This window comes from Martinezella calliandrae (genome assembly GCF_030272695.1).
Lineage (GTDB): Bacteria > Pseudomonadota > Alphaproteobacteria > Rhizobiales > Rhizobiaceae > Rhizobium > Rhizobium calliandrae.
On record NZ_JARFYN010000007.1, the window covers coordinates 80,857 to 105,313 of the forward strand.

Annotated in this window: 17 protein-coding genes; 4 read left to right on the top strand and 13 right to left on the bottom strand. The window is 59.8% G+C overall.

All coding sequences use genetic code 11. The features are described from left to right. Positions 1-379: 379 nt before the first annotated feature. The 5 genes from PY650_RS07345 to rpsU all read right to left on the bottom strand — a co-directional run bounded on the left by PY650_RS07345 (position 380) and on the right by rpsU (position 5,401). On the bottom strand, positions 380-862 hold the full coding sequence (locus PY650_RS07345; protein WP_285878398.1) for a DUF992 domain-containing protein: 483 nt from the start codon (positions 860-862) through the stop codon (positions 380-382). Between the two features lie 197 nt (positions 863-1,059). Then, entirely contained in the window at positions 1,060-2,721 is a 1,662-nt protein-coding gene (locus PY650_RS07350) for a sensor histidine kinase (protein WP_285878399.1), read from the bottom strand. A gap of 243 nt (positions 2,722-2,964) precedes the next feature. Then, positions 2,965-4,047 (bottom strand): NAD(P)/FAD-dependent oxidoreductase, encoded by a 1,083-nt coding sequence (locus tag PY650_RS07355; RefSeq protein ID WP_285878400.1) that lies wholly within the window; start codon positions 4,045-4,047, stop codon positions 2,965-2,967. Positions 4,048-4,170: 123 nt separating this feature from the next. Further along, a complete protein-coding gene (locus PY650_RS07360) occupies positions 4,171-5,046 on the bottom strand; it encodes a tetratricopeptide repeat protein (RefSeq protein ID WP_285878402.1) in 876 nt (291 codons plus the stop codon). Between the two features lie 142 nt (positions 5,047-5,188). Beyond that, on the bottom strand, positions 5,189-5,401 hold the full coding sequence (rpsU, locus tag PY650_RS07365) for a 30S ribosomal protein S21 (RefSeq protein ID WP_003585885.1): 213 nt from the start codon (positions 5,399-5,401) through the stop codon (positions 5,189-5,191). A gap of 449 nt (positions 5,402-5,850) precedes the next feature. Between rpsU and PY650_RS07370 the strand changes: the two genes are divergently transcribed. The 4 genes from PY650_RS07370 (at position 5,851) to PY650_RS07385 (ending at position 11,062) form a co-directional block, all read left to right on the top strand. Continuing rightward, positions 5,851-7,104 carry a sarcosine oxidase subunit beta family protein gene (locus PY650_RS07370; RefSeq protein WP_285878403.1) on the top strand — a complete coding sequence of 418 codons (1,254 nt, stop codon included), beginning with the start codon at positions 5,851-5,853 and terminating at the stop codon, positions 7,102-7,104. Between the two features lie 61 nt (positions 7,105-7,165). Further along, positions 7,166-7,528: a sarcosine oxidase subunit delta gene (locus PY650_RS07375; RefSeq protein WP_285878405.1), complete on the top strand. Its 363-nt coding sequence runs from the start codon at positions 7,166-7,168 to the stop codon at positions 7,526-7,528. Beyond that, positions 7,525-10,521 carry a sarcosine oxidase subunit alpha gene (locus PY650_RS07380; protein ID WP_285878407.1) on the top strand — a complete coding sequence of 999 codons (2,997 nt, stop codon included), beginning with the start codon at positions 7,525-7,527 and terminating at the stop codon, positions 10,519-10,521. The genes PY650_RS07375 and PY650_RS07380 overlap by 4 nt, the downstream gene beginning before the upstream one ends. Then, entirely contained in the window at positions 10,514-11,062 is a 549-nt protein-coding gene (locus PY650_RS07385; RefSeq protein WP_285878409.1) for a sarcosine oxidase subunit gamma, read from the top strand. The genes PY650_RS07380 and PY650_RS07385 overlap by 8 nt, the downstream gene beginning before the upstream one ends. Here PY650_RS07385 and PY650_RS07390 read toward each other — a convergent pair. The 8 genes from PY650_RS07390 to PY650_RS07425 form a co-directional block, all read right to left on the bottom strand. After that, a complete protein-coding gene (locus PY650_RS07390) occupies positions 11,059-11,547 on the bottom strand; it encodes a MaoC family dehydratase (RefSeq protein WP_285878410.1) in 489 nt (162 codons plus the stop codon). The two genes, PY650_RS07385 and PY650_RS07390, sit on opposite strands and share 4 nt — an antisense overlap. A 68-nt stretch (positions 11,548-11,615) precedes the next feature. Beyond that, entirely contained in the window at positions 11,616-13,589 is a 1,974-nt protein-coding gene (gene glgX, locus PY650_RS07395) for a glycogen debranching protein GlgX (RefSeq protein ID WP_285878412.1), read from the bottom strand. Positions 13,590-13,801: 212 nt separating this feature from the next. Continuing rightward, complete coding sequence (locus tag PY650_RS07400) at positions 13,802-15,430, bottom strand: alpha-D-glucose phosphate-specific phosphoglucomutase (RefSeq protein ID WP_285878414.1); 1,629 nt, start codon at positions 15,428-15,430, stop codon at positions 13,802-13,804. A 4-nt stretch (positions 15,431-15,434) separates the two neighbouring features. Continuing rightward, positions 15,435-16,877, bottom strand: coding sequence for a glycogen synthase GlgA (gene glgA / locus PY650_RS07405; RefSeq protein WP_285878416.1), 1,443 nt, complete (start codon positions 16,875-16,877; stop codon positions 15,435-15,437). Positions 16,878-16,880: 3 nt separating this feature from the next. After that, entirely contained in the window at positions 16,881-18,143 is a 1,263-nt protein-coding gene (glgC, locus tag PY650_RS07410) for a glucose-1-phosphate adenylyltransferase (RefSeq protein WP_285878418.1), read from the bottom strand. A 25-nt stretch (positions 18,144-18,168) separates the two neighbouring features. Further along, complete coding sequence (gene glgB, locus PY650_RS07415; RefSeq protein WP_285878420.1) at positions 18,169-20,376, bottom strand: 1,4-alpha-glucan branching protein GlgB; 2,208 nt, start codon at positions 20,374-20,376, stop codon at positions 18,169-18,171. Continuing rightward, positions 20,373-22,835, bottom strand: a complete 2,463-nt coding sequence (locus PY650_RS07420; protein ID WP_285878422.1) for a glycogen/starch/alpha-glucan phosphorylase — start codon at positions 22,833-22,835, stop codon at positions 20,373-20,375. Before PY650_RS07420 ends, glgB begins: the two co-directional genes overlap by 4 nt. Before the next feature lie 298 nt (positions 22,836-23,133). Next, positions 23,134-24,333 (bottom strand): vWA domain-containing protein, encoded by a 1,200-nt coding sequence (locus PY650_RS07425; RefSeq protein ID WP_285878424.1) that lies wholly within the window; start codon positions 24,331-24,333, stop codon positions 23,134-23,136. Between the last annotated feature and the right edge of the window lie 124 nt (positions 24,334-24,457).

Consider the following 24,457-nt stretch of genomic DNA (forward strand, 5'->3'; position numbering starts at 1 on the left):
ATCCACGAAGCGCCAAAGATCGGCCTTGTGCGATGGTATTTGGCCGCGAAAATCGAAGATACCAATCTCGTTCAGACCGTCGTTGTTCCCGTATCCCATTCCAAGCCTGCTGACGGCGATTGCGGCGGCTTCCATAGAAATTCCTAGGGAGATCTGTAGGAAACTTGGTCTTGATGGAGACAGGCACTGGGTGCGCCTCACCGAACTTAATCGGTTTGTCTGGCGAGGTTGAGATCTTCGTCAACGGCCGGGCGCCCCCGGCCGTATGAATCACAGATTTCTGCCCGAAGCGTTTTTCGAAGAGAAAAGGTCGGCGATCGAGGCAAGAAGCAAAATGCAGAAATTGCGATTCCCGCCAAGAGATCAACAGAATAGCCGCTCAAATCGAAGCTGGGGCCAAAGTCATCTTCTCAACGCCAACGGCGACGTTGACGCCTTCCTGGGCCTGGACGTTGAGCGGTTGCAGCATAAAGGCCTTGTTGGTGCCGCCGGTGATAACCTTGGCGCCTCCGCCGGCCGCAAAACTGGCGTCGGCGCCAACGCCATAGTATTCGCCGGCCAGCGCAATATCGGTCCAGGGCGTGCCAGTCTTGGCAAGCACGGCCCAGATCATGACGCTGCGGCCGGTAATACCGAGGTCGACGCCGTATTTCTGGATGGTGGCTGCATAACGCGCGCTCGGTCCGCCATTGCTCGGCTCAAAAGTGCACATAAGGTTCTTTTGGGACATGATAATCATGCCCGTCGATCCTTCCGACGTGCAGGTGAGCCTGCCAAGAGTAGCGTAATCGGCGGAACTTGCGGGGGCAGTCCATATCGTGATGGACAGCGCCGCGGACGCCAGGAGAAGCTGTTTCAGCATGGTCTTTCTCCAATGAAAGAACGCAAGGAGCAAAACGCTCCTTTCGAATGACCAAACTGTAACGATTCCCCACGGTTGAATGTTCCCGACGCAGAGCAGGCACTAAAGCCTGTCGCGATCTCTCGGATTGGCTCGCTACGCTTCAGTTCTTTGTTTTTATCACGTCGTGCCCGCTGCGCGCTTTTGCGCGACATGCACTAGTTTCGCTCGCGTTCACGCTCCATCGTGCTGCGCAAGGCGTTCAGCACCCAGACGAGACCTGTCGGACGGAAGTCGACCTCTACGCTGCCGCTGAAGGCGGCGGCGGCATGCGCTTTGGTGACCGTCGTGCCAAAGCCCGTTACGGTCGGCGCCTTGACGATCGGGCCGCCGCTTTCCGTCCAGACGAACCGGATCATTTGGCCGATGTCGCTGTCCACATTCGTCCATTCGATCGAGATCTTCCCCTCGGGGGCGGAAAGCGCGCCGTATTTCACCGAATTCGTCGCCAGCTCGTGCAGAACCAGGCCGAGATTCTGCACGGCTTCCGGTTTCAACAGGAAATCCCGACCCTTGATGTTGAGCTGTTGCGGTCCTTGCAGGAAGGTGGCAAGATGAATATCGATCACCCGGCGCAGCGACACGCCGGACCATTGTTCGCTCGTCAGGACTTCGATCGAGCGCGCCAGTCCCTCAAGCCGGTCAGCGACTGCGCGCTGAAACGTGTCGACGCTGTCGGTATGCCGGGCGAGTTGGCGTGTCATTGCCTGGGCGAGCGCGAGCAGGTTCTTGGTGCGATGGACAAGCTCGTGCATGACGAAATGCAGCCGGTCTTCCGTTTCGCTGCGATCGAAGGATGCGTTGGAAAGCGCCACAGCCATCTGGTTGGCCTCGAGGACGCTGGTGTCGATCGGCGAAACGATCTCGCCGCGGCCCATGCGGTCCGCCATATCGGCGATGCTCTGAATGGTGATGCGCACCTGACGAGCCAGCGCATAGACCGCGATCAGCGCGATCAACAGTAGCGTGACGCCGCCATAGATCAGGAAGCGCCACGTGCTCATCAGCGAAGCCTGCGCCGAGGCGACAGGTCCCCATACGACGGCTTTCCACGACCAGCCGGGAATTTGCGCATAACCAAGCAGGGCGTGCGGCAGGATTTTTTCATCCTGAAAGACGCCGCTTGAGGCGATTAGCTTCGGCAATATGTCATGGTTGAAGGCGTCGCCAGAAGCGTGATTGGCGGGACCGCTGGAAGCGACGACATGGCCGGAGCTGTCAAGGACTGCTGCTGACCAGCCAGGCGCGAGCGCATCCGTCGTGACCAGCTTGCCGAGGTCATCGGCGCTCTGCGTCATGATCAACGCCGCGCCGGCGGGCGAATGGTAGAGGGGCAGGGTCACATTGTAGACCCATTGACCGCTGGTTGAGCCGATGAAGACGTCAGAGGCTTCGATACGCCCCGAATCGAGCGCCGAGTGTAATGCAGCCAGATTGGCTGTCTTGCCGAGCGGTTCGCCGAACGGATGGCTCGTGTTCAGCCGTTGTTGGCCATCCTTGTCGACGAGCAGGACGAAAAGCGAATCGGTGCGCAGCACCGTCTCCGTCCGGTCGAAGAAGGTGGCGATATCGTTGCGCTCCAGTTCCGGTGAGGATGAAAGCAGCCGCAGGGTCGTCGCCATGTCCTGCAGCTGTCGATCGATGGTACGTGCAAGCGCCTGCGCATCCTGAACCGTATTGCGCTTGAGCACGTCACGTTCGTTGTTCTCGAGCTGGACCAGCAACAACGCCACAAAGGCCAGAATCGGCAAAGCAATCGCCAGTGCTATAGCGATCAGATAAGCCCCAATCGAAGCCTTCGGGAAACGCGGCTTTTTCATGGCGCGATCAACCGATCAGACCACCATAGGGATAAAAAGCGTCAGCAAAAGCGGAAACAACGGTTTTAGTCATCATGTCGAGTGCCCCCATGCTCTTACCCGAGCAGCATGATCTCGAAAGCGCCATGTTAGGGCCCGGTAAATTGCGTTGCAACATATGAAAAGTTACCGCCGTGAAATCGTAAGTGGGACCGGACGCTTCCCGTATGGCCGACCTATTCTTAAGGTTGTAGTTTCATTGAATTATTCGCCTGATAGCGCGAATCGCGACAGGCGAAATGGAGAAAGCTGAGGGTCAGGACGACCGTCGATAATTTCCGTTGCCGCAACCAATCCGACGAGCGGCGCCAGCGTCACGCCGGAATGCAAGACGCACAGATAGAGGCCCGGCGCGCCGTCGACGCCGCCAATGATCGGAAAGCCGTCTTTCGGGGTCGGGCGATAGCCGACGGTATAATAATCGAGCTCGAGCCTGTCGCCGCCGCGCAGCATGGTTTTGACCTTGGCAAAAAGCTCGTCGGCTGCCTTTTGTGGATTATTACCCGGATCGGTGCCGGCGAAATCGCTACCGGCAATGACGCGGCCTTCCGTCGTCTGGCGCATATGCAGCTCCGGCGCCATGACAAGGCCGTTCAACCGCGGTGGACAGGGACGGGAGTGAACGATCAATCCCGGCGGCGTCTCTACCGGCACATCGATACCGACGGAAGCGGCGAGCGCCGCCGTACCAGCGCCGGCGGCCAGAACGACGTGATTGGCAAGGAGCGCTCCATCCGTCGTTTCAACACCGACAATCTTACCGTTCTCATGCAAGAGCCGCTTGGCCTCCTTGCCGTATAGCAGCGTGGCGCCCTGGCGTGCGGCATCCTCCAACAACAAATTCGCAGCGGCGGCGGGCTCAACGGCGCCTTCTTCGGCGACATGCAGGGCGAAGGTGGGCGGATCGGCGAGATGAGGTTCGAGCACGGCGCTTGTCTCGCGATCAACCCGCCGCATGCCATAACCCCAACCGCCTTGCTGTGCGGCATAGGCCTCCAGCTCAGCCTCCGGCAGATCCCAGCACAGCCCGCCGCACCAGGAAAGCGGCAGACCGGGAATGTCAGCCGCCAACCGCGCCCATTCCGTCATCGAGCGGCGGCGGAAATGGAAATAAAATTCCGGATTGCCCCAGCTCGCATTGATCCAGGCGAAGGACTTCGGCGTCGCCTCGCCGCCGGCTTTTTCTGCAAGCACGGTGACGGATGCGCCCTTGCTCGCCAAATGCCAGGCGATGGAACCGCCTATGATACCGGCGCCGACGACGATGATTTTGGGAGGAAAAGGCATGCCGTGTCTCTTGTCCGAATGTGGGGCCGGAGGGAGACTATGCGCTCAACAGCGCAAAGAAAAGCCGCCGGGCGGATAATCGCCAGGCGGCCCTTGATTCTGATGTTTTGCGCTCAGATTTCTCTAGGCGCCCGCTCCGACGCGCGCCAGGCCGTCCTTGGCCGGCTGGTAGGTCGGGTCGAGGTTGACGGCATGTTGGTAGGAGCGGCGGGCTTTGGCTTTGTCGCCACGGCGCTCGTAAACGAAGGCCTGATTTGCCCAGGATTCGGCGACCTTGTTGTTCAGGTCGATCGCGTGGTTGAAATCGGCGAAAGCATTGTCGTCGTCATTCTGTGCGAGATAGGAGATGCCGCGGCTGTTATAGGGCTCGGGCGAATTCGGCGACAGCGAGATCGCCTTCGAGAAGTCGTCGATTGCCTTATCCTGCTGATTGCGCTTCTGATAGATGACGCCGCGGCCGTTATAGGCACGGCCATCCGTCGTTCCGAGGCTGATCGCCTTGGAGTAGTCGCTGAAGGCGTCGTCGTCGCGGCTGGCTTGGCGATAGAGATTACCACGGCCGATATAGGCAACGTCATAATTGGGATTGATCTGCAGTGCGGCGTTGTAGTCGGCGGTCGCTTCCGGCAGCTTGCCCATGTTGCGATAGATGAGCGCGCGGTTGGCGTAGGCTTGATAGAACTTCGGATTGAGCTGGATCGCCTGGTTGAAGTCCGCAAGGGCGCGGCTGAATTCGCCGCCGCGGCCATAGGCCGTCCCGCGGACGTTGTAGCCCTCGGGATTCTGAGGATTGGCATTGATGACTGAGGTCAGCGAGGCAATGTTTTCCGAGGAGCCCTGTGCCTTGTCGATTCGGATCACTGTATCAGTGGAGCCGGTCTGGCAGCCGGAAAGGCCGATTGCAGTGAGAAGAGCCAAGGCGGACAATGCAGCAGCACGCTTCGAAATAAAAAAAGACAGCTTCGAAGTGCGGAACTGTTGAGACGTCGTGATTGCCATTATCGGGTTTCGCTTTCCCCATGCGTTATATCAGGCTGTTTTGATTTAACCCCGTTTGCCGGGAGAAGAAATCAAAAAAAAGGCGGCGGCGACCGACTCGCCCCCGCCAGACATGCATCTGAAAACGTCGAAAAAACGACGATTAGCGTGCGACCAGACCTTCGCGCTGTGCGCGCTTGCGAGCCAGCTTGCGAACACGACGAACAGCTTCTGCCTTCTCGCGAGCACGCTTCTGCGACGGCTTTTCGTAATAGTCGCGCATCTTCATTTCGCGGAAAATACCTTCGCGCTGCATCTTCTTCTTGAGAGCGCGGAGAGCCTGGTCGACATTGTTATCGCGGACAAGTACCTGCACGAGAATCACGTTCCTTTGGTTTGGTTGATGCCAGCGGCGACAGGAGCGCCAGGAGGCAAAAAAATAACGTTCGCGCGGCCGCAGCCTTGCGATTGGTAAGGCGAGATAGCAGATCGGTTTGTCAAAGTCTAGCCAGATCGTCAGTTTGCAGAGGAAAAAGCACTTTGTCGAGCGCTCAGTTGTGCTGTGGGATTTCGGATCGCAGTCATTTCAATCCACATGATTTTCTTTTTACGAGTGACGTAACGATGTGGTTTGCCGCTCAGCCGCCATGAATTCAGACAAATCGATCCAGGCTGTTCACAAGGTCCAGGCTTGCTGTAGCATTCTTTTAAACGGTGTCGAAAGCCGGTCCTAAATGCGTCGCAAAAGAACCGTTGTGTCGGTATTCGATTTGCGATTTGTATGGCCCATCGAAAGGGCTCGATCCCTGAAGGAGTTGAGGGCGAATGCGCAAATACTCGGTTTTTGCCGTGGCACGGGAAGCAATGCGGGCTCACAAGGGCTGGGAGGCCCAGTGGACCTCGCCGGAGCCGCGCAAGGAGTATGACGTTATCATCATCGGCGCCGGCGGCCATGGCCTGGGTGCTGCCTATTATCTCGCCAAGGAGCACGGCATAACCAACGTCGCGGTCCTTGAAAAGGGCTGGCTCGGTGGCGGCAACACCGGACGCAACACGACTATCATCCGCTCGAACTATCTCTATGAAGAGAGCATGCACATCTACGAGCATTCGATGAAGCTCTGGGAAGGGCTTTCTCTCGATCTCAATTACAATGTCATGTATTCGCCGCGCGGCGTGATGATGCTGTCGCACAATATCCACGACCAGCAGTCCTTCAAGCGGCATATCCACGCCAACCGGCTCTATGGCATCGACAATGAGTGGCTGACGCCGGAACAGGCAAAGGCCTATTGCCCGCCGCTCGATATCTCGAAGACGGCGCGCTATCCGATCAATGGTGCTGCCCTCCAGAGGCGCGGCGGCACGGCGCGCCATGACGCTGTCGCCTGGGGCTTTGCCCGCGCCGCTTCCGATCGCGGTGTGCACATTATCCAGAATTGCGAAGTGACGGGTATCCAACGCGGGCCGGATGGCCGGGTCATCGGCGTCGACACGACGCGGGGCTTCATCGGCGCCAAGAAGATCGGCGTTTCGGCGGCGGGCCACACCACGGTCGTCATGCAGATGGCCGGCGTGCGGGTGCCGCTGCAATCGAGCCCGCTTCAGGCGCTGGTTTCCGAGCCGCTAAAGCCGATCTTCCCCTGCGTCGTCATGTCTAACACGGTGCATGCCTACATCTCGCAGTCCGACAAGGGCGAACTCGTCATCGGCGCGGGCACGGACCAATACAATTCCTACAGTCAGACCGGTGGTCTGCAGATCATTACCCATACGCTGGATGCGATCTGCGAGCTCTTCCCGATGTTCCGGCGCGTCAAGATGATGCGCTCATGGGGCGGTATCGTTGACAACACGCCTGACCGTTCGGCGATCCAGTCGAAGACGCCGGTGCCGGGGCTTTATGTCAATTGCGGCTGGGGTACCGGCGGCTTCAAGGCGACGCCGGGTTCGGCCAATCTGTTCGCGCATCTGATTGCCCGCGACGAGCCTCACCAGTTCAATGCCGGGCTCACGCTCGATCGCTTCCGCACCGGTCGTTTGATCGACGAGGCGGCCGCTGCCGCCGTGGCGCATTGATGAGTTGTAGCTCCGCGTCCTCCGGGGTCCGGCTCCGAGCTTTAACATTAGGTAGAAAACGATGCTGCTGATTTACTGCCCCTATTGCGAGGAAGAGCGTTCGGAACTGGAATTCCGCAACGCCGGCGACGCGCATATCGTGCGGCCCGCAAATATTGCCGCGATCTCCGACGAGGAGTTCGAGGAATATTTCTTCCTGCGGGACAATCCTAAGGGTCTGATCTACGAGCGCTGGCGGCATATCCATGGCTGCGGCCGCTTCTTCAATGCGGCGCGTGACACGGTGAGCGACCGCTTCTACTGCACCTATAAGGCCGGCGAGCCGAAGCCTTATCTTTCGACGCCGCTGGCCGCTCTTGGGCCGGTGGTGCAAGACCAAAATGCACAAGAAAAAGCGGCACAAGAAGAGGGATTTGCGAAATGAGCGGCGCCAATCGTATTGCGGGCAAGGGCCGTCTGACGCCAGCTAGAACCGCCCGCTTCACCTTTGACGGCAAAAGCTATACCGCGCTCGAGGGCGACACCGTCGCTTCGGCGCTGCTCGCCAACGGCATTCATCTCGTCGGCCGCTCGTTCAAATATCATCGTCCCCGCGGCATCCTGTCAGCCGGGGCCGAAGAGCCGAATGCGCTGCTCGATATTTCCCGCGATTCGGCCCGCCGCCAACCGAATGTGCGCGCCAGCGTGCAGGAGGTCTTCGATGGCATGAGGGCGCAGTCGCAGAACCGCTGGCCATCGCTCGCCTTCGATGTCGGCGGCGTCAACAATTTGCTGTCGCCGTTCTTTGCCGCCGGCTTCTACTACAAGACCTTCATGTGGCCGAAGGCCGCCTGGAAGCATATCTACGAACCCTTCATCCGCCGCGCCGCCGGTCTCGGAGTTGCACCGACGGAGGAAGATCCCGATCATTACGCCAGCCGCTATGCCCATTGCGATATCCTGGTAGTCGGCGCCGGCATTGCCGGTCTTTCGGCGGCGCTCGCTGCAGCGGAGGCCGGCGCCAAGGTCATTCTCTGCGACGAACAGTCGGAAGCGGGCGGGGCGCTGCGCTTTGATGCAAGCGTCAAGATCGGTGGCGTCGAGGGCTACGTCTGGGCCCAGAATGTTATCGCCAAGCTCCAGTCGATGGACAATGTCGAGGTGCTGACCCGCACGACGGCTTTCGGCTACTACAATCATAATTTCGTCGGTCTTGCCGAGCGCGTCACCGATCATATCGCAAAACCTGGCCGTAATCTGCCGCGCGAGCGTCTGTGGCAGGTCCGTGCCAAGCGCGTCATCATGGCGACGGGCGCGATCGAGCGGCACATGGTGTTTCCGAACAACGACCGTCCGGGCATCATGCTGGCATCCGCGGCGCGCACCTATCTCAATCACTACGGTGTCGCCGTCGGCGCCAAGATCGGCGTCTATACGGCGCATGACTCAGCTTATGAAGCCGCCTTCGACCTGAAGCGCGCCGGCGTTTCCGTCGCCGCGATCGTCGACAGCCGTTCGCGCCCGGGCGAGGCCGTGATCGCGGAAGCAAAGCGGCTCGGCATCGAGGTGCTGACCGATTATGCCGTCATCGACACGGCCGGCAAACTACGCATTTCATCGATGACGGTGGCACGTAACGGCGGCCGGGGCTCGCGCAAGATCGCGGTCGACGCTCTGCTCGTCTCCGCTGGCTGGACGCCGTCCGTGCATCTGTTTTCACAGTCGCGCGGCAAGCTGAAATTCGATGCCGAGAAGCAACGTTTCCTGCCGGGCACTTATGTTCAGGATTGTCTCTCCGTCGGCGCTTGCAACGGCACGGACGGGCTGCAGGCGGCGATCGAGGAATCGCTGGCTGCCGGCGAGCTGATGGCGCGGGCTGCCGGTGCCAATGGTAAGGGCGACAAGATCTTGTTGCACGCCGAACAGGCCTTCGAATGGACCGGCGGCATGATCGGCGCAGCCGAGGGTGCAGGGCCGGATACCAATGCCAAGGCTTTCGTCGATTTCCAGCATGATGTCTGCGCCAAGGATATCCGCCTCGCCGTGCGCGAGGGGATGCATTCGATCGAACACATCAAGCGTTTCACCACCAACGGTATGGCGTCCGATCAGGGCAAGCTTTCCAACATGCATGGCCTGGCGATCGCTGCGGAAATGCTCGGCAAGGATATCCCGCAGGTCGGTCTTACGACCTTCCGCGCACCCTACACCCCGGTGACCTACGGCACGCTGATCAGCCATTCGCGCGGGTCGCTCTTCGATCCCGCGCGCAAGACGCCGATACATGCCTGGGAAGAGGCTCACGGCGCCGTCTTCGAGGACGTTGGCAATTGGAAGCGCGCATGGTTTTACCCGCGCCCCGGCGAGACCATGCATCAGGCCGTCAATCGCGAATGCCGCACGGCGCGCGAGCTGGCCGGTGTGTTCGACGCCTCGACGCTCGGCAAGATCGAAGTGGTCGGGCCGGATGCGGCAAAGTTCCTGAACCTCATCTATACCAATGCGTGGGATACGCTGAAGCCTGGCCGCTGCCGCTACGGCATCATGCTGCGCGAGGATGGCTTTGTTTATGACGACGGCGTCGTCGGACGCCTGGCCGAGGACCGGTTCCATGTGACGACCACGACCGGCGGTGCGCCGCGCGTGCTGCATCACATGGAAGACTATCTGCAGACCGAATTCCCGCATCTGAGGGTCTGGCTGACGTCCACCACGGAGCAGTGGGCCGTCATCGCAGTGCAAGGCCCGAAGGCCCGCGAGATCATCGAGCCGCTTGTCGAGGGGCTGGATCTTTCCAATGAAGCCTTCCCGCATATGAGCGTGGCGGAGTGCAAGGTTTGTGGTGTACCGGCGCGGCTGTTCCGCGTCTCCTTTACCGGTGAAGTCGGCTTTGAAATCAACGTTCCGGCCGATTACGGTCAGTCGGTATGGGAAGCCGTCTGGGCTCGCGCCGAGCCGATGGGCGCTTGCGCCTACGGCACCGAAACCATGCACGTACTGCGCGCTGAAAAGGGCTACATCATCGTCGGCCAGGATACCGACGGCACCGTGACGCCCGATGACGCGGGACTTTCCTGGGCCGTTTCCAAGAAGAAGATCGATTTCGTCGGCATTCGCGGCCTGAAACGGCCGGATCTGGTCAGGGGAGGCCGCAAGCAGCTTGTCGGTCTCGTAACCCGCGATCCGAAGGTCGTGCTGGAGGAGGGCGCACAGATTGTCGCCGATCCGAACGAGCAGAAGCCGATGACCATGCTCGGCCATGTCACTTCGGCCTATTGGTCCGAAAATCTCGGTCGTTCCATCGCCTTCGCCCTGGTTGCGGGCGGCCGGGAGCGCATGGGCAAGACGCTCCACGTGCCGATGCCCGACAAGACGATTGCCGTCGAGGTGACGGATCTGGTGTTCTTTGACAAGGAAGGAGGCCGGATCAATGGCTGATCTCGCAACCCGTAAACTGCCGCTCGCCGGCCGCCACGGCGGTGCCGCCACCGTTCGCCTAACGGCGGCGGCGCCTGCCAGCCGCATTTCGTTGCGCGCGCCTGCCGAATCGATACCCGGTCTGTCCTGGGCTCTTAAGCTAGATATACCGCAGCGGCCAAAGACCTCTTCGCATAAGGACGGCCGCTATGCTCTCTGGCTCGGACCGGATGAATGGCTCATCATCGACGAAAGCGGCGTCGATCTGCTAGGCCTTCCAGGCGATGCAGGGGTTCTCTACGCGGCGACCGATATTTCGCACCGAAACACGGCAATCATCGTTTCCGGCCCTGGCGCTGAAACGTCACTCGCTGGCGGTTGCCCGCAGGATCTGTCGCTGCAGGCTTTCCCTGTCGGAGCCTGCTCGCGCACGTTGTTCGGCAAGGCGGAAGTCGTGCTGCTGCGCATCGACGAGGAGACATTCCGCGTCGAAGTTTGGCGCTCCTTTTCCGACTACGCCTTCGGCCTTCTGGCCGAGGCGGCCGAAGATGCGGGGCTTTAAGCCCCTTCCGGTCGATCCTTCGGATCGAATTGCGAGATGGTCGTCCATGTCGCAGTGAGCGCCGGCTTGCGCTCGTTTTCGATCTCGACGCTGACCTCGTAGGTCAGCATCAGCATGTTGGCGCCGCGCAGCCGGGTTTCGGCGAGCGTGAAGCGGCCGCGTACGCGGGCGCCGCATTTGACCGGCGACATGAAGCGGATCTTTTCGAAACCGTAGTTGATGCCGAGTGTCTGCTCGCGGATCTTCGGCAGGCCACTGTAGTTCATCGCTGAAAGCAGCGACAGCGTCAGGAAGCCGTGCGCGATGGTGCCGCCATAGGGTGTCTCGGCCTTGGCACGCTCGGGATCGACATGGATGAACTGATGATCGAGCGTCGCGTCGGCGAAAGTGTCGATCATCGTCTGGTCGACCGTGATCCAGTCGGAGATGCCAATCTCGGTTCCGACCAGTTTCATGATCTCAACAAGCGAAATATCACCGGGCATTCTATCCTCGTCAGGCTCTGCTGCTTCTTTTGACCTTTCTGGCGAACAAGACCGGAAAGTCAACGGGCTCAGTTTTCGATGAGAAAGCTGACCGAGCGTGCCGGTACGGTGACTGCCTCTTGAACCGCGGTCGTTTCCTTCGGAGTGAGCAGCGACCAGCCGGCCTTGCCGGATGGCGGAAGCTTGAAGTCCTGTTCCTCGTTCGCACGGTTGAGCAGCACGGCGAGACGGGTCTTCTTGACGCTGTCGCGATCCTCCGTCCCAATCGCCATGCCGAGTACGCTTGCAGCCGGCGTCTCCCAATCCGGCACCGTCATCGCCGTGCCCTTGGCGTTGAACCAGAGAACGTCTCCGTTGCCGTTGAAAAATTCCAAGTCGCTGAAGGCGGTGAAGCGACGGCGGAGGCTTGCGAGCCAGGCGGTATGGCCAATCAACTCCTCATCCAGTGCCGCCCAGTCCATCCAGGTTATGTCGTTGTCCTGGCAATAGGCATTGTTGTTGCCGCGCTGGGTGCGTCCACCTTCGTCGCCAGCGGTCAACATGATCGTGCCGCGCGTGGCAAAGAGTGTGGAGAGTAAGGCTTCGATGTCGGAGCAGCGTTTGCGGAGGATCGCCGGATCGTCGGTCTTTCCCTCGACGCCATTGTTCCAAGAGAAGTTTTCGTTGTGACCGTCGCGATTGTTCTCGCCGTTCGCCTCATTGTGCTTCTGTGCATAGGAGACGATGTCCATCAACGTAAAGCCATCATGGGCGGCTAGGAAGTTGACGCTGCGGGTCTGGATGCGGCCGTCGCGGCCGAAAATGGAGGAAGAGCCGGCGAGGATGGTGGCGATATCGCCGATCTTGTGGTCGTCGCCGCGCCAGAAGGCGCGGACGTCGTCACGGGCGCGGTCGTTCCATTCGAGGAAAGGAGCCGGAAAATCGCCGAGCTGGTAGCCGCCGGGGCCGATATCCCATGGTTCGGCAATCATGACGCGATCCTCGAGAACGTCGTCGGCGAACAGGGACCGCAGCGTCAGGCTTTCCGGGTCGAAGCCTTTGGTCGTGCGGCCGAGGACGGTGGCCAGATCGAAACGGAAGCCATCGACGCCGGCATGGAGCACGAAATGGCGCAAGCTATCCATGATGAGCTGGCGCGTGGCGGGCTGATCGCAGGCGACCGTATTGCCGGTGCCGGTGTCATTGATTAGCGTGCCGGGTCGGTTGGGCTCATGGCGGAAATACGTAGGATTGTCGAGGCCGCGCAATGAGAGCGTCGAGCCCAGACGGTCGCTCTCGCCGGTATGATTGAAGACAAGATCGAGGATGACGGCGATGCCTTCGGCGTGCAGCGCTGCCACCGTTTCGCGCAACTCCCTTACACCGCCGGGCGCCAGGCGCGGGTCGAGTGCCATGAAGGCGACGGGATTGTAACCCCAACCATTGCTGAGCCCGAGCGGTGGCAGATGCCGTTCGTCGATCCAGGCGACGATCGGCATCAGCTCGACCGCGTCCACATGCAGGCGCCTCAGATGAGCGATGACGGCGGGGTGGGCGAGGGCGGCCAGTGTGCCGCGCTTTTCTGTCGGCACATCCGGATGCAGCATGGTGAACGGCTTGACGGCAATTTCATAGATCAGGCCGCCCGGTTGGAATAGCGGCTTGACGGTCTTCACTGCTACGTCGCGCGAGACGATCGCCTTCGGTATCAGATCCTGCGTGTCCTCGCCGAACATACCCAGGCGCGGATCGTGGCCGAACGGCCGGTCGATTTCCTTGGCATAGGGATCGACAAGCAGTTTTGACGGATCGAACCACAGACCTTGATCCGGATCGTATGAGCCGTGGGCGCGAAAACCGTAGCGCGCGCCTTCCTTGACACCCTCCACAGCCAAGCGATGCTCCTCGCCTTCGCGCTTCATCGGCAGACGGGCGATCTCCTTGTGACCTGCGGCGTCGAACAGGCAGAGCTCGATCTTGTCGGCATGCTTGGACCAAACTGCAAATTCCACGCCTTGGTCGGTAACCGTAGCGCCGAAAGATCGGGTGGCGGGCTCTTGCATGTCTCGCGGGCTTTCCATTTTCGGACGTTGGAACGACCAGGGTGATACAATTTGCCGTCGCTCTCGGATAAACCCCTTATCCGTCTTTTTGCGATTTCGCTCTGCTCACCACCGAAATCCACTTCTCCGCTCGGGGCGAAGGTGCTTGCGGCACAATCCCCCTCTCCCCTTGGGGAGAGGGTGGGCGAGGGGGAACTCCGCAGTATTTGCCGTCAAGTAATCACTGTCGGCGCGTCGCGACCGGTGCGGCCCTTGATCTCGGCGATATCCTGGGCGGCGGCGATGAGGTCGGCCAGCGCTTCCTGTGTCTCGATATTGTGACGAGTAGGGTCGGGCTCGTAGCGCTCGATATAGACACGCAGGGTTGCGCCCGTCGTGCCGGTACCGGACAGGCGGAAGACGACGCGGGAGCCGCCTTCGAACAGGATGCGGATGCCCTGATGCTGGCTGACCGACTTGTCGACCGGATCGTGATAGGCAAAATCGTCGGCTGCCGCGACCGTCAGATCGCCGAACTTCGTGCCCGCCAAGGTCGGCAGCTTCTCGCGCAGCGCGCTGATCAGACCATTGGCGGCTTCTGTGTCGACGCCTTCATAGTCATGACGTGAGTAATAGTTGCGGCCATAGGTCGCCCAATGCTGGGTGACGATATCGATGACACTCTCACCACGCACAGCAAGAATGTTGAGCCAGAGCAGCACGGCCCAGAGACCATCCTTTTCGCGGACATGGTTGGAACCCGTGCCGGAGCTTTCCTCGCCACAAATCGTCGCCATGCCGGCATCGAGCAGATTGCCGAAAAATTTCCAGCCGGTCGGCGTCTCGTAGATGCCGATGCCACGCTTTTCGGCGACACGGTCGGCGGCTCCGCTGGTCGGCATGGAGCGGGCGATGCCAGCGATGCCGTGCGAATAGCCGGGCGCCAGATTGGCATTGGCAGCAAGGATCGCCAGGCTGTCGGACGGTGTGACGTAGATGCCCTTGCCGATGATCAGATTGCGGTCGCCGTCGCCATCGGATGCTGCGCCGAAGTCGGGTGCGTCGTCACCCATCATCTCGTCATAGAGCTCTTTGCAGTAGACCAGATTCGGATCGGGGTGATGGCCGCCGAAATCCGGCAGCGGCAGGAAATTGCGAACCGAACCGCCCGGTGCGCCGAGACGAATTTCGAAGATTTCCTTGGCATAGGGGCCCGTTACCGCGCTCATCGCGTCGAAACAGAGGCGGAAGCCGAGGCTGATGAGGTTGCGGATCGCGCCGAAATCGAACAGCTCTTCCATCAGAGCGGCATAGTCTTCGACCGGGTCGATGACGGAGACGATCATGCCGCCCACATCCTCGCGGCCGATGCGATCGAGATTGATGTCGGCAAAATCGGCGATCTTGTAGCTTTCGATGACCTTGGTGCGCTCATAGATCGCGTCCGTGATCTTTTCCGGCGCCGGGCCGCCATTGCCGATATTGTACTTGATGCCGAAGTCTTCGGTCGGGCCGCCCGGATTGTGGCTGGCCGACAGCACGATGCCGCCGAACGCCTTGTATTTGCGGATGATGTTCGAGGCAGCGGGCGTGGAGAGAATGCCGCCCTTGCCGACCATCACCTTGCCGAAGCCATTGGCGGCGGCCATCTTGATGGCCTTCTGGATGACTTCGCGATTGTAAAAGCGGCCATCGCCGCCGATGACCAGGCATTTACCCTGGTAGCCTTCGAGCGAATCGAAAATCGACTGGATGAAGTTCTCGGCGTAGTTCGGCTGCTGAAATACGGGAACCTTCTTCCGGAGGCCCGAGGTGCCAGGCTTCTGATCCGCATAGGGTTTGGTGGGAATTGTTTTAATCATCTGGTTAGGCGCCTCTCGAGACAAGGCTGGAGTAGAGGGCTGCATAGCGTTCTGCGCTCTTGCCCCAGGATACGTCGGATTTCATGCCCTGCTTTTGCATCTGCGTCCAGACCTTTCGATCCTGGAAAAGGTGCATGGCGCGGCGTATGGCCTGCAGCAGCCCGTCGGCAGTGACGGGCGAAAACTGAATGCCGGTCGCGACTTTTGCCTGCAGTGCTGCATGGTTGGCGTCAATGATGGTGTCGTTGAGGCCACCCGTGCGCGCAACGATCGGCAGGCAGCCATAGCGTAAGCCATAAAGCTGCGTGAGGCCACAGGGTTCGAAACGGGATGGAATGATGATGCCGTCGCAGCCGGCCTGCATCAGATGCGACATCGGCTCATTGTAACCGGCGGACACGCCGACACGGCCGCGATAACGGCCAGCGGCGGCAAAAAGCGCGCCTTCAAGAGCCGCATCGCCGGCGCCGAGGATGGCGAGCTTGCCGCCCAGCCGGACGATGTCCCCGCAAATGCGGGCGAGCAGATCCATGCCTTTCTGCCAGGTCAAGCGGCTGACGACACAGAAAATCGGCCCGTCATCGTCATCCAGACCAAAATGCTCGATCACGACCTTGCGGTTCGCGGCTCGGTCTTTCAACGTTGCTGCCCCGTAGGTCTGCGCAATCATCGGGTCGGTTTGCGGATCCCAGATGCCGTCGTCAATGCCGTTCACAATTCCGTGCAGGCTGTTTGCCCGGCTGGCGATGACGCCTTCGAGGCCCATGCCGAATTCCGGCGTCAGGATTTCCTCCGCATAGGAAGGGCTGACGGTGGTGAGGGCTAGAGCGGTCTGCAGGCCGCCTTTGAGGAAGCCGACATCGCCGTAATATTCGATACCTTCTATCGAGAAGGCATGTGCAGGCAGGCGCAGGCCGGGGAAGATGTCCGCCCCGAATTGTCCCTGGAAGGCGATATTGTGGATCGTGAGTACGCTCGGCAGTTCCGGCGTCGGATAGTAACGCATGTAGACCGGCACCATCGCCGATTGCCAGTCGTGCACATGCACAAGATCCGGCCGCCAGCCGGGCAATAGGCCGGCGGCGATTTCGGATCCGGCGAGCGACAAGGCAGCAAAACGCCGCCAATTATCGGGATAGTCCTTGCCGGTCGCGTCGACATAGGGCCCGCCAGTGCGGTTGTAGTAGGCCGGCGCGTCGAGCACGAAGAGGGAAATCCCGTCGTGTTCGGCCTCGAAGACGGTCGCCTTTTCGCCGAGCAGATCGGCAAATTCCAGACGAACCACCGGATTGCGGATGGCTTTCATGACCGTGGGATAGCCCGGCAGCAGCGTCTTCGTCTCGACGCCATGGGGCTTGAGTGCGATAGGCAGGGCGCCGGCCACATCGGCCAAACCCCCTGTCTTGATCAAAGGGAAGACTTCGGACGAAACCGAAAGAACTTTCATATGTCAGATATCCAGCTTGTCGATCATCGTCTGCGTGATCAGGCAGATACCATTTTCCGTCCTGCGGAAGCGCTTGCCGTCCAGTTCCGGATCCTCGCCGACGACCAGACCTTCCGGAATGGTGACGCCGTGATCGATGACGACATTCTTCAACTGGGCGCGGCGACCGATCTTAACGCTCGGCAGCACGACGGCTCCTTCCAGCTTGGAATAGGAATTGGCGCGCACGCCGGTAAACAACAGGCTGTTCGACAGGGTCGCACCGGAGATGATGCAGTCACCGGCGACGACGGAGGAGACGGCCGAACCGCGGCGGTCCTCGTCGTCATGAACGAACTTGGCCGGCGGCGTGATTTCGGCATAGGTCCAGATCGGCCAGGATTTGTCGTAGATGTCGAGTTCCGGCACGACGGCAGTCAGGTCGATATTGGCCTGCCAGTATGCGTCGACCGTCCCGACGTCCCGCCAATAGGCCTCGCGCTCGAAATCGGAGCGAACGCAGGACTGCGTAAAGCGATGGGCGATGGCCTTGCCGTTCTTGACAATGTAGGGGATGATATCCTTACCGAAGTCACGGCTGGAATTCGGATCGGCGGCATCGCGTCGCAGGCACTCGATCAGGAATTTTGTGTGGAAGACGTAGATGCCCATCGATGCCAGCGCGAAATCGGGATTGCCGGGAATGCCCGGCGGGTCCGCCGGCTTCTCGACGAAATCGATGATCTGGTCCTTCTCGTCGACATGCATGACGCCGAAGCCGACAGCCTCCATGCGCGGCACTTCCAGGCAGCCAATGGTGACCTGCGCGCCGGAATCGACGTGCTGCTGCAGCATCCATTCATAGTCCATCTTGTAAATGTGGTCGCCGGCGAGGATGACCATGTATTCCGGACCGTAGGGCTCGATGATGTCGATGTTCTGGTAGACGGCGTCGGCCGTGCCTTCGTACCATTGCGTCTCTGAAACGCGCTGGCTCGCCGGCAGAATGTCGAAGCTTTCATTACGCTCCGGGCGGAGGAAGTTCCAGCCGCGTTGCAAGTGTCGGATCAGGGAGTGAGCCTTATACTGCGTTGCGACGCCGATGCGGCGGATACCGGAGTTCAGCGCGTTGGACAGCGCGAAATCAATGATACGAGCCTTGCCACCAAAATAGACGGCAGGTTTGGCGCGGCGGTCGGTCAGCTCTTTCAGGCGGCTGCCCCGGCCACCGGCAAGAACGTAGGCCATGGCATCGCGTGCCAGTGGCTGGATACGTTTTTCTACCATTTCATTCCTCCCTGTCCTGTTGGTCTCAAAATTCCGGTTCGAGCATGATCGTCGCCAGGGGAGGTAGCGTTATCGTCGCTTGTATGCCTCCGCCTGCACTGACGGCCTGCACGCGTCCGCCATTGCCCTTGCCGCTGCCGCCGTAAATGTCGGCATCGGTATTTAGTATTTCGCGCCACCGTCCCTCGGCTGGCAGGCGCAAACTATAGTTCTCGCGGTAGACTGGCGTGAAATTGGTAATGACCGCGATTGGCTTTTCGCCGGGTGCCTTGCGCAGCCAAGCAAAGACCGAATTCTCGAAGTCCTCGACGATCAGCCATTCGAAGCCGTCGCCTTCGCAGTCACGGGCGTGCAATGCCGGCTTGCTGCGATAGGTCAAATTGAGATCGCGCACCAGGCGCCGCATGCCCTCATGCATTCGGTATTGCAGGAGGTTCCAATCCAGCGCACGGGCTTCGCTCCACTCGCTCCATTGCGCGAATTCCTGGCCCATGAACAGCAGTTTTTTGCCCGGATAACCCCACATGAAGGCGTAGTAGGCGCGCAGGTTGGCGAATTTCTGCCAGTCGTCACCCGCCATCTTGGCGATCAGCGAACCCTTGCCGTGCACCACTTCATCATGGGAGAGCGGCAGAACGAAATTTTCGGAGAAGGCATAGATCAGGCCGAACGTCAGCTCGTTATGGTGATATTTGCGGTGCACGGGCTCGCGGGCGAGATAGCTCAGCGTGTCGTGCATAAAGCCCATATTCCATTTGAAGCCGAAGCCGAGGCCGCCTTCGTGAACCGGCTGCGACACCTTCGGCCAGGAGGTCGATTCTTCGGCGATGGTCATCACGCCCGGATGCGAGCCATAAAGCCTGGTGTTCATCGACTGCAGAAAGCGAACCGCCTCCAGGTTCTCGTTGCCGCCATACTCGTTCGGGATCCATTCGCCGTGCTTGCGCGAATAGTCGAGATAGAGCATCGAAGCAACAGCATCGACGCGAACGCCATCGAGATGGAATTTCTCGGCCCAGTAGAGCGCATTGTTCTGCAGGTAGGCGAGAACCTCGGTGCGGCCGAAATTATAGATCGCGGTATTCCAGTCGGGATGGAAGCCCTTGCGCGGGTCTTCGTGCTCGTAAAGCGCCGTGCCGTCGAACCAGCGCAGCCCGTGCTCGTCCGTCGGGAAATGCGCCGGTACCCAGTCGAGGATGACGCCGATGCCGACCTTATGACAGCCATTGACGAAGCGGGCAAAGCCTTCCGGTTCGCCGAACCGGGCCGTCGGCGCATAGAGGCCCGTCGTCTGGTAGCCCCAGGACGGATCGTAGGGATGTTCGGTGATCGGCAGGAATTCGATATGGGTGAAGCCCATGTCGACGCAATAGGGGATGAGGCGCGACGCAAGTTCGTCCCAGGACAGCATCGAGCCGTCGTCGCGGCGCTGCCATGAGCCGGCATGTACCTCATAGATCGAGATGGGCTGGCGGCGCTTATCTACGCTCGCCCAATGTTCCAGGTGTGCCTCGTCTTCCCAGACCTGGGTCATTTCGCTGGCGGTGACCGAAGCCGTCTTCGGCCGAAGTTCGCTGCGGCGGGCGAAGGGATCGGCCTTCAGCGGCAGGACCACGCCGTCATGGCCACGGATTTCGAACTTATAGGCAACGCCCGGCGGAATGTCGGGTGCGAAGATTTCCCAAATGCCGGAGTCGGAGCGAAAGCGCATGACATGCCGGCGGCCGTCCCAGTTGTTGAAGTCACCGACCACCGAAACGCGCTGCGCGTTCGGCGCCCAGACGGCAAAATGAAAGCCCTGAACACCCTCATGTTTCAAGGGGTGTGCACCCATCTTGTCGAATAGGCGCAGATGCGTGCCCTCGCGGACGAAGTAATCGTCCATCGGCCCGAGGACCGGGCCGAAGCTGTAGGGATCAGTCACTGCCCATTCGGCGTCGCCGCGCCGGGCGCGATAGCGCACCGGCTGTTGCTTGGTGACCGTGATGTTTCCCGAAAAGAACCCCGCTGGATCGAGACAATCCAGTTCGCCGATGACAGAACCGTCCAGCGCCGTGGCGGTGACGGCTTCTGCACCGAGGATGAAGCAACGGGCGACGAAGCCCTCATCCGTCCGGTGTACGCCGAGGACGGCGAATGGATCGGAATGTGTGCCCGCGAGAATTGCAGCAATCTCGCCTGCCGAAATATCCCTCAAGGCGATGCCGTCAGCGGGTCTTTTCGGCTTTGTCATCCGGCTCTCCAGATTTCCTTGGCGTATTGACGGATCGTCCGATCGGAGGAGAACCAACCCATCCGGGCGGTATTGTTGATCGTCTTGGCATACCACTCCGAGGGATTGACCCAGAGGGTATCGACGTCGCGTTGTGCCGCTGCATAGGCGTCGAAATCGGCCGCGACCATGAACCAGTCATGGGCATAAATGCCGTCGATAAGGCCGGCATAGCGGGTGCGGTCGTCCGGAGAGAAAACGCCCGACGCGATCGCTGAAAGCGCCTGCGCCAGTTCACGTGAACGTTCGATCACGGCCCGGGGATCGTGGCCGTCGCTACGCAGATTGGCAACCTCGTCGGCCTTCAGGCCGAAGATGACGATATTGTCTTCGCCGACATTGTCGCGCATTTCGACATTGGCGCCGTCGAGCGTGCCGATCGTGAGCGCGCCGTTCAGGCCGAACTTCATGTTGCCGGTGCCGGATGCTTCCATGCCGGCGGTCGAGATCTGCTCGGAGAGGTCGGCCGCCGGGACCATGACTTCGGCCAGCGAGACGTTGTAGTTCGGTACGAAGACGACCTTCAGGAGACCGCGTACCGACGGGTCGTGGTTGATGACGCGGGCGACGTCGTTGATCAGCTTGATGATCAGCTTGGCGTTGTGATAGCTCGGCGCCGCCTTGCCGGCGAACAGTTTTACGCGCGGCTGCCAGTCCAGTTCCGGATGGGAGCGGATCTGGTCGTAGAGTGCGACGGCTTCGACGATATTTAGAAGCTGACGCTTATACTCGTGGATGCGCTTGATCTGGATGTCGAACATGGCATTGGGATCAAGCTTGATGCCCATGCGGCTGGCAACCAGATTGGAAAGCTGCACCTTGTTGGCGCGTTTGACGGCGGCGAACTTTTCCTGGAACGCCCGATCGTGGGCGAACTGGTCAAGCGGCTTCAGCTTCTCGGCATCGTCGAGGAACGCGTCGCCAATGGCTTCGCGCACGAGACCGGTCAGACCCGGATTGCACTGCATCAGCCAGCGACGCGGCGTGATGCCGTTGGTCTTGTTGTTGATGCGATCCGGATAGAGCTTGTGCAGGTCGGCGAAAACGGTGACCTTCATCAGATCGGTGTGCAGCGCCGAGACGCCGTTGATCGAATGCGAGCCGACGAAGGCGAGATTGCCCATGCGAAGGCGGCGGTCACCATTTTCATCGATCAGCGAGATCGAGCGGATTTCAGCGTCACTGAAATTGCGAGCCTTGCGGGCTTCGACCAGGATCTTGGCGTTGATCGCGTATATGATCTGCATGTGGCGGGGCAACAGCCGCTCGAACAGCGGCACCGGCCAGCTTTCCAACGCTTCCGGCAGGAGCGTGTGATTGGTGTAGCCGAAGGTGTTGCGGGTGATATCCCAGGCGGCGTCGAAATCGAGGCCATGAACATCGACCAGCAAGCGCATCATTTCCGCGACTGAGACGGCCGGATGGGTGTCGTTCAGTTGGATCGCAACCTTCTCGGCGAGATTGGTCAGATCGTCATACTGCTGCAGATGACGGCGCAGGATGTCCTGCAGCGAGGCGGACGAGAAGAAGAATTCCTGGCGCAGGCGCAGCTCCTGGCCGGCGGGCGTCGCGTCGGCCGGATAGAGAACGCGGGTCAGGCTTTCGGCCTTGTTGCTTTCGCGCAGCGCACCGATGTGGTCGCCGGCATTGAAGGCGTCGAGCAGGATCGGGTCGATCGGCTGTGCCGACCAGAGGCGCAGCGTATTGACGCGCTTGCCGCGCCAGCCAACGACTGGCGTATCGAAGGCGGCCGCGATGACGCGCTCAGCAGGCTTCCAGACATAGCGCGGTTGGTCGTCATGGCCACTGACATATTCGACGGCGCCGCCGAAACCGATTTCATAGGCGCTTTCCTGGCGCTCGAATTCCCAGGGATTGCCGTGGGCGAGCCAGGTTTCCGGCAGTTCCACCTGCCAGCCGTCGGCCATCTGCTGGCGGAACAGGCCGTGGACATAACGAATGCCGTAGCCATAGGCCGGGACGTCCACAGTCGCCATCGACTCCATGAAACAGGCCGCTAGACGCCCAAGGCCGCCGTTGCCGAGTGCTGCATCCGGCTCAAGGCCGGCAATGACGCGGACGTCGACGCCGAGCGAGGAGAGCGCATTGGTGATCTCCTCCATCAGGCCGAGGTTCGACACGGCATCGCGCATCAGGCGGCCGATGAGGAATTCAAGGGACAGATAGTAGACGCGCTTGGCGCCGGTCTCATAGACCTTGCGGGTCGATTCCATCCACTTGTCGATGACGCGGTCACGAATGACAAGGATCGTCGCCGTCAGCCAGTCGTGGGGCTTGGCGACTTTTGCGTCCTTGCCGATGCGATAGGTCAGACGCTCGATGATTTCTTCCGCCAGGATTTCGGGGCGGGAACTGCGGGGCGCAGGAACGGGGAGATTGGCCTTGGTCAAGTTATTCATACTATCAAGTCTCGCCATTTGTGATTTATATTCAGGGTGTTACGCCTAACCAGATCAAATTGCCACTACCTCTACCTAGCAGTTTACGCACCGATGTAAAGCTGTTGCAACAGGGGAATGTGGCAGATGCAAAAATACCGAGCAAACGCTCTTGCAGCGGCAAAAAGACTTGATTTCGGTTGTTTTTCCGGCTCTTATCACCGGATTAGCTAACGAGCGAAAGCCGCCCTGAATTATTCCAGTGCGGCTTTTGTTTTTACAATCTATTTGTGGTTTTCGGTGCGTCGAGCTCCGGTTGTTATTTGGTCAGAAGCGTCAGTTGTTTCGAAGCCTGGGCACCGATGGTCTTGAAGGCCGCAATGAGGTCGGACATTTGCTCTGCTTGGAAGTAGTTAGTGGGACTTGTTGCGCAGCTTTGCAGCAGGTTCTGTCCGCGGGTTGGCGCCATGAACGCAACAGTATAGATTTGAACGCCGGCTTTTTTTGCGGCAGCGCATGTGTTCAGAGTTTTTGTATCTGAACTGCTGGCGTTATTTTCGCCATCCGTCATCAGGACGATGATCTTCTGAAAATTCGTATTGCCTTTCGTCGCCTGGGCAGCCGCTTCCGAGGATGCCGTGAGGCTATTGTAGGCTAGGGTCATCGGCGCACTCGACTCGGTGCCACCGTTGGCGTTCAATCCGCTGATGACGTTGGTGCGTGTCGATGCCGTTCCCCAAGCAAGGCTACTGGAACTGTCTACCTCGCTGCTCCAGGCAATGCCGGCCGTGCGAACATATTGTGATTTGGGATCGGCTGCATCCAATTGGTCGAGTAGCGTGCCGACAGCCGTCTTCAAAGCTGCAATCTTCTTGATGTAGCAAGGGCTTTGCGGTTTGGAGTATTGATAAAGATAATTTCCGTCGGTGTAATATTGGATACAGCTCTTCTGAGTGGTGTCGATGACGTTGGTATTCAGGAGCATCGACCCGGATTTGTCGAGCGCGATTTCCATCGAAAGCGCACTTTTTTGAACCGTTGTACCACTACTTGACGTGCTCGATGCAGAGACGTTCATTGTATTTATGCCCAGCACGTGGGTCATGCCGTTTACAGGCATGTCGTAAGACGCGTTCACGACAACGGAATAGCTGGTGCCGCCCGACGAATTGCTGGTCTGCGTCACCGTTGCGGTGGTACCGGCCTTGAGCGCATTGGTGGCGTTTGCATCGCCGGCGAGATAGTTCGCCATCTGCCCGGTCACGAAATCCGTGGCCAACTGCTGGGCTTTGGCTGTCGTCGCACTGCCATTGGCAAGCGCCGTCGCCGTGGCAAGCGCGGCGGCGTCAGTTGCTTCCTGCAACTGGCTATCCGAAACCGCCCTATTGGAAACATCGACCGCAACGCCCGCAGCAGCGACGACGACAGGAATGGCCAGCGCGGTCAATATGCCGAAATTGCCGGCGCGATCGCGCAAAAGGTGTTGAATGCTGCGAAATTTGCTCGAACCGGTGATCATCACGTCCGTCCAAAGAGAGTAAGCCTCAGAATTGGCGTGGACTATCGGCGAAATCTCTAAGCGCGCCGTTGAGAAGTTCGTTCGATATTTACCGAATAGCCGGAATATTCCCGTAATGAGTGTA

Coding starts and splice junctions, on each gene's coding strand:
- PY650_RS07345 (WP_285878398.1), bottom strand. CDS start 862: ATGCTGAAACAGCTTCTCCTGGCGTCCGCGGCGCTGTCCATCACGATA.
- PY650_RS07350 (WP_285878399.1), bottom strand. CDS start 2,721: ATGAAAAAGCCGCGTTTCCCGAAGGCTTCGATTGGGGCTTATCTGATC.
- PY650_RS07355 (WP_285878400.1), bottom strand. CDS start 4,047: ATGCCTTTTCCTCCCAAAATCATCGTCGTCGGCGCCGGTATCATAGGC.
- PY650_RS07360 (WP_285878402.1), bottom strand. CDS start 5,046: ATGGCAATCACGACGTCTCAACAGTTCCGCACTTCGAAGCTGTCTTTT.
- PY650_RS07370 (WP_285878403.1), top strand. CDS start 5,851: ATGCGCAAATACTCGGTTTTTGCCGTGGCACGGGAAGCAATGCGGGCT.
- PY650_RS07375 (WP_285878405.1), top strand. CDS start 7,166: ATGCTGCTGATTTACTGCCCCTATTGCGAGGAAGAGCGTTCGGAACTG.
- PY650_RS07380 (WP_285878407.1), top strand. CDS start 7,525: ATGAGCGGCGCCAATCGTATTGCGGGCAAGGGCCGTCTGACGCCAGCT.
- PY650_RS07385 (WP_285878409.1), top strand. CDS start 10,514: ATGGCTGATCTCGCAACCCGTAAACTGCCGCTCGCCGGCCGCCACGGC.
- PY650_RS07390 (WP_285878410.1), bottom strand. CDS start 11,547: ATGCCCGGTGATATTTCGCTTGTTGAGATCATGAAACTGGTCGGAACC.
- glgX (WP_285878412.1), bottom strand. CDS start 13,589: ATGCAAGAGCCCGCCACCCGATCTTTCGGCGCTACGGTTACCGACCAA.
- PY650_RS07400 (WP_285878414.1), bottom strand. CDS start 15,430: ATGATTAAAACAATTCCCACCAAACCCTATGCGGATCAGAAGCCTGGC.
- glgA (WP_285878416.1), bottom strand. CDS start 16,877: ATGAAAGTTCTTTCGGTTTCGTCCGAAGTCTTCCCTTTGATCAAGACA.
- glgC (WP_285878418.1), bottom strand. CDS start 18,143: ATGGTAGAAAAACGTATCCAGCCACTGGCACGCGATGCCATGGCCTAC.
- glgB (WP_285878420.1), bottom strand. CDS start 20,376: ATGACAAAGCCGAAAAGACCCGCTGACGGCATCGCCTTGAGGGATATT.
- PY650_RS07420 (WP_285878422.1), bottom strand. CDS start 22,835: ATGAATAACTTGACCAAGGCCAATCTCCCCGTTCCTGCGCCCCGCAGT.
- PY650_RS07425 (WP_285878424.1), bottom strand. CDS start 24,333: ATGATCACCGGTTCGAGCAAATTTCGCAGCATTCAACACCTTTTGCGC.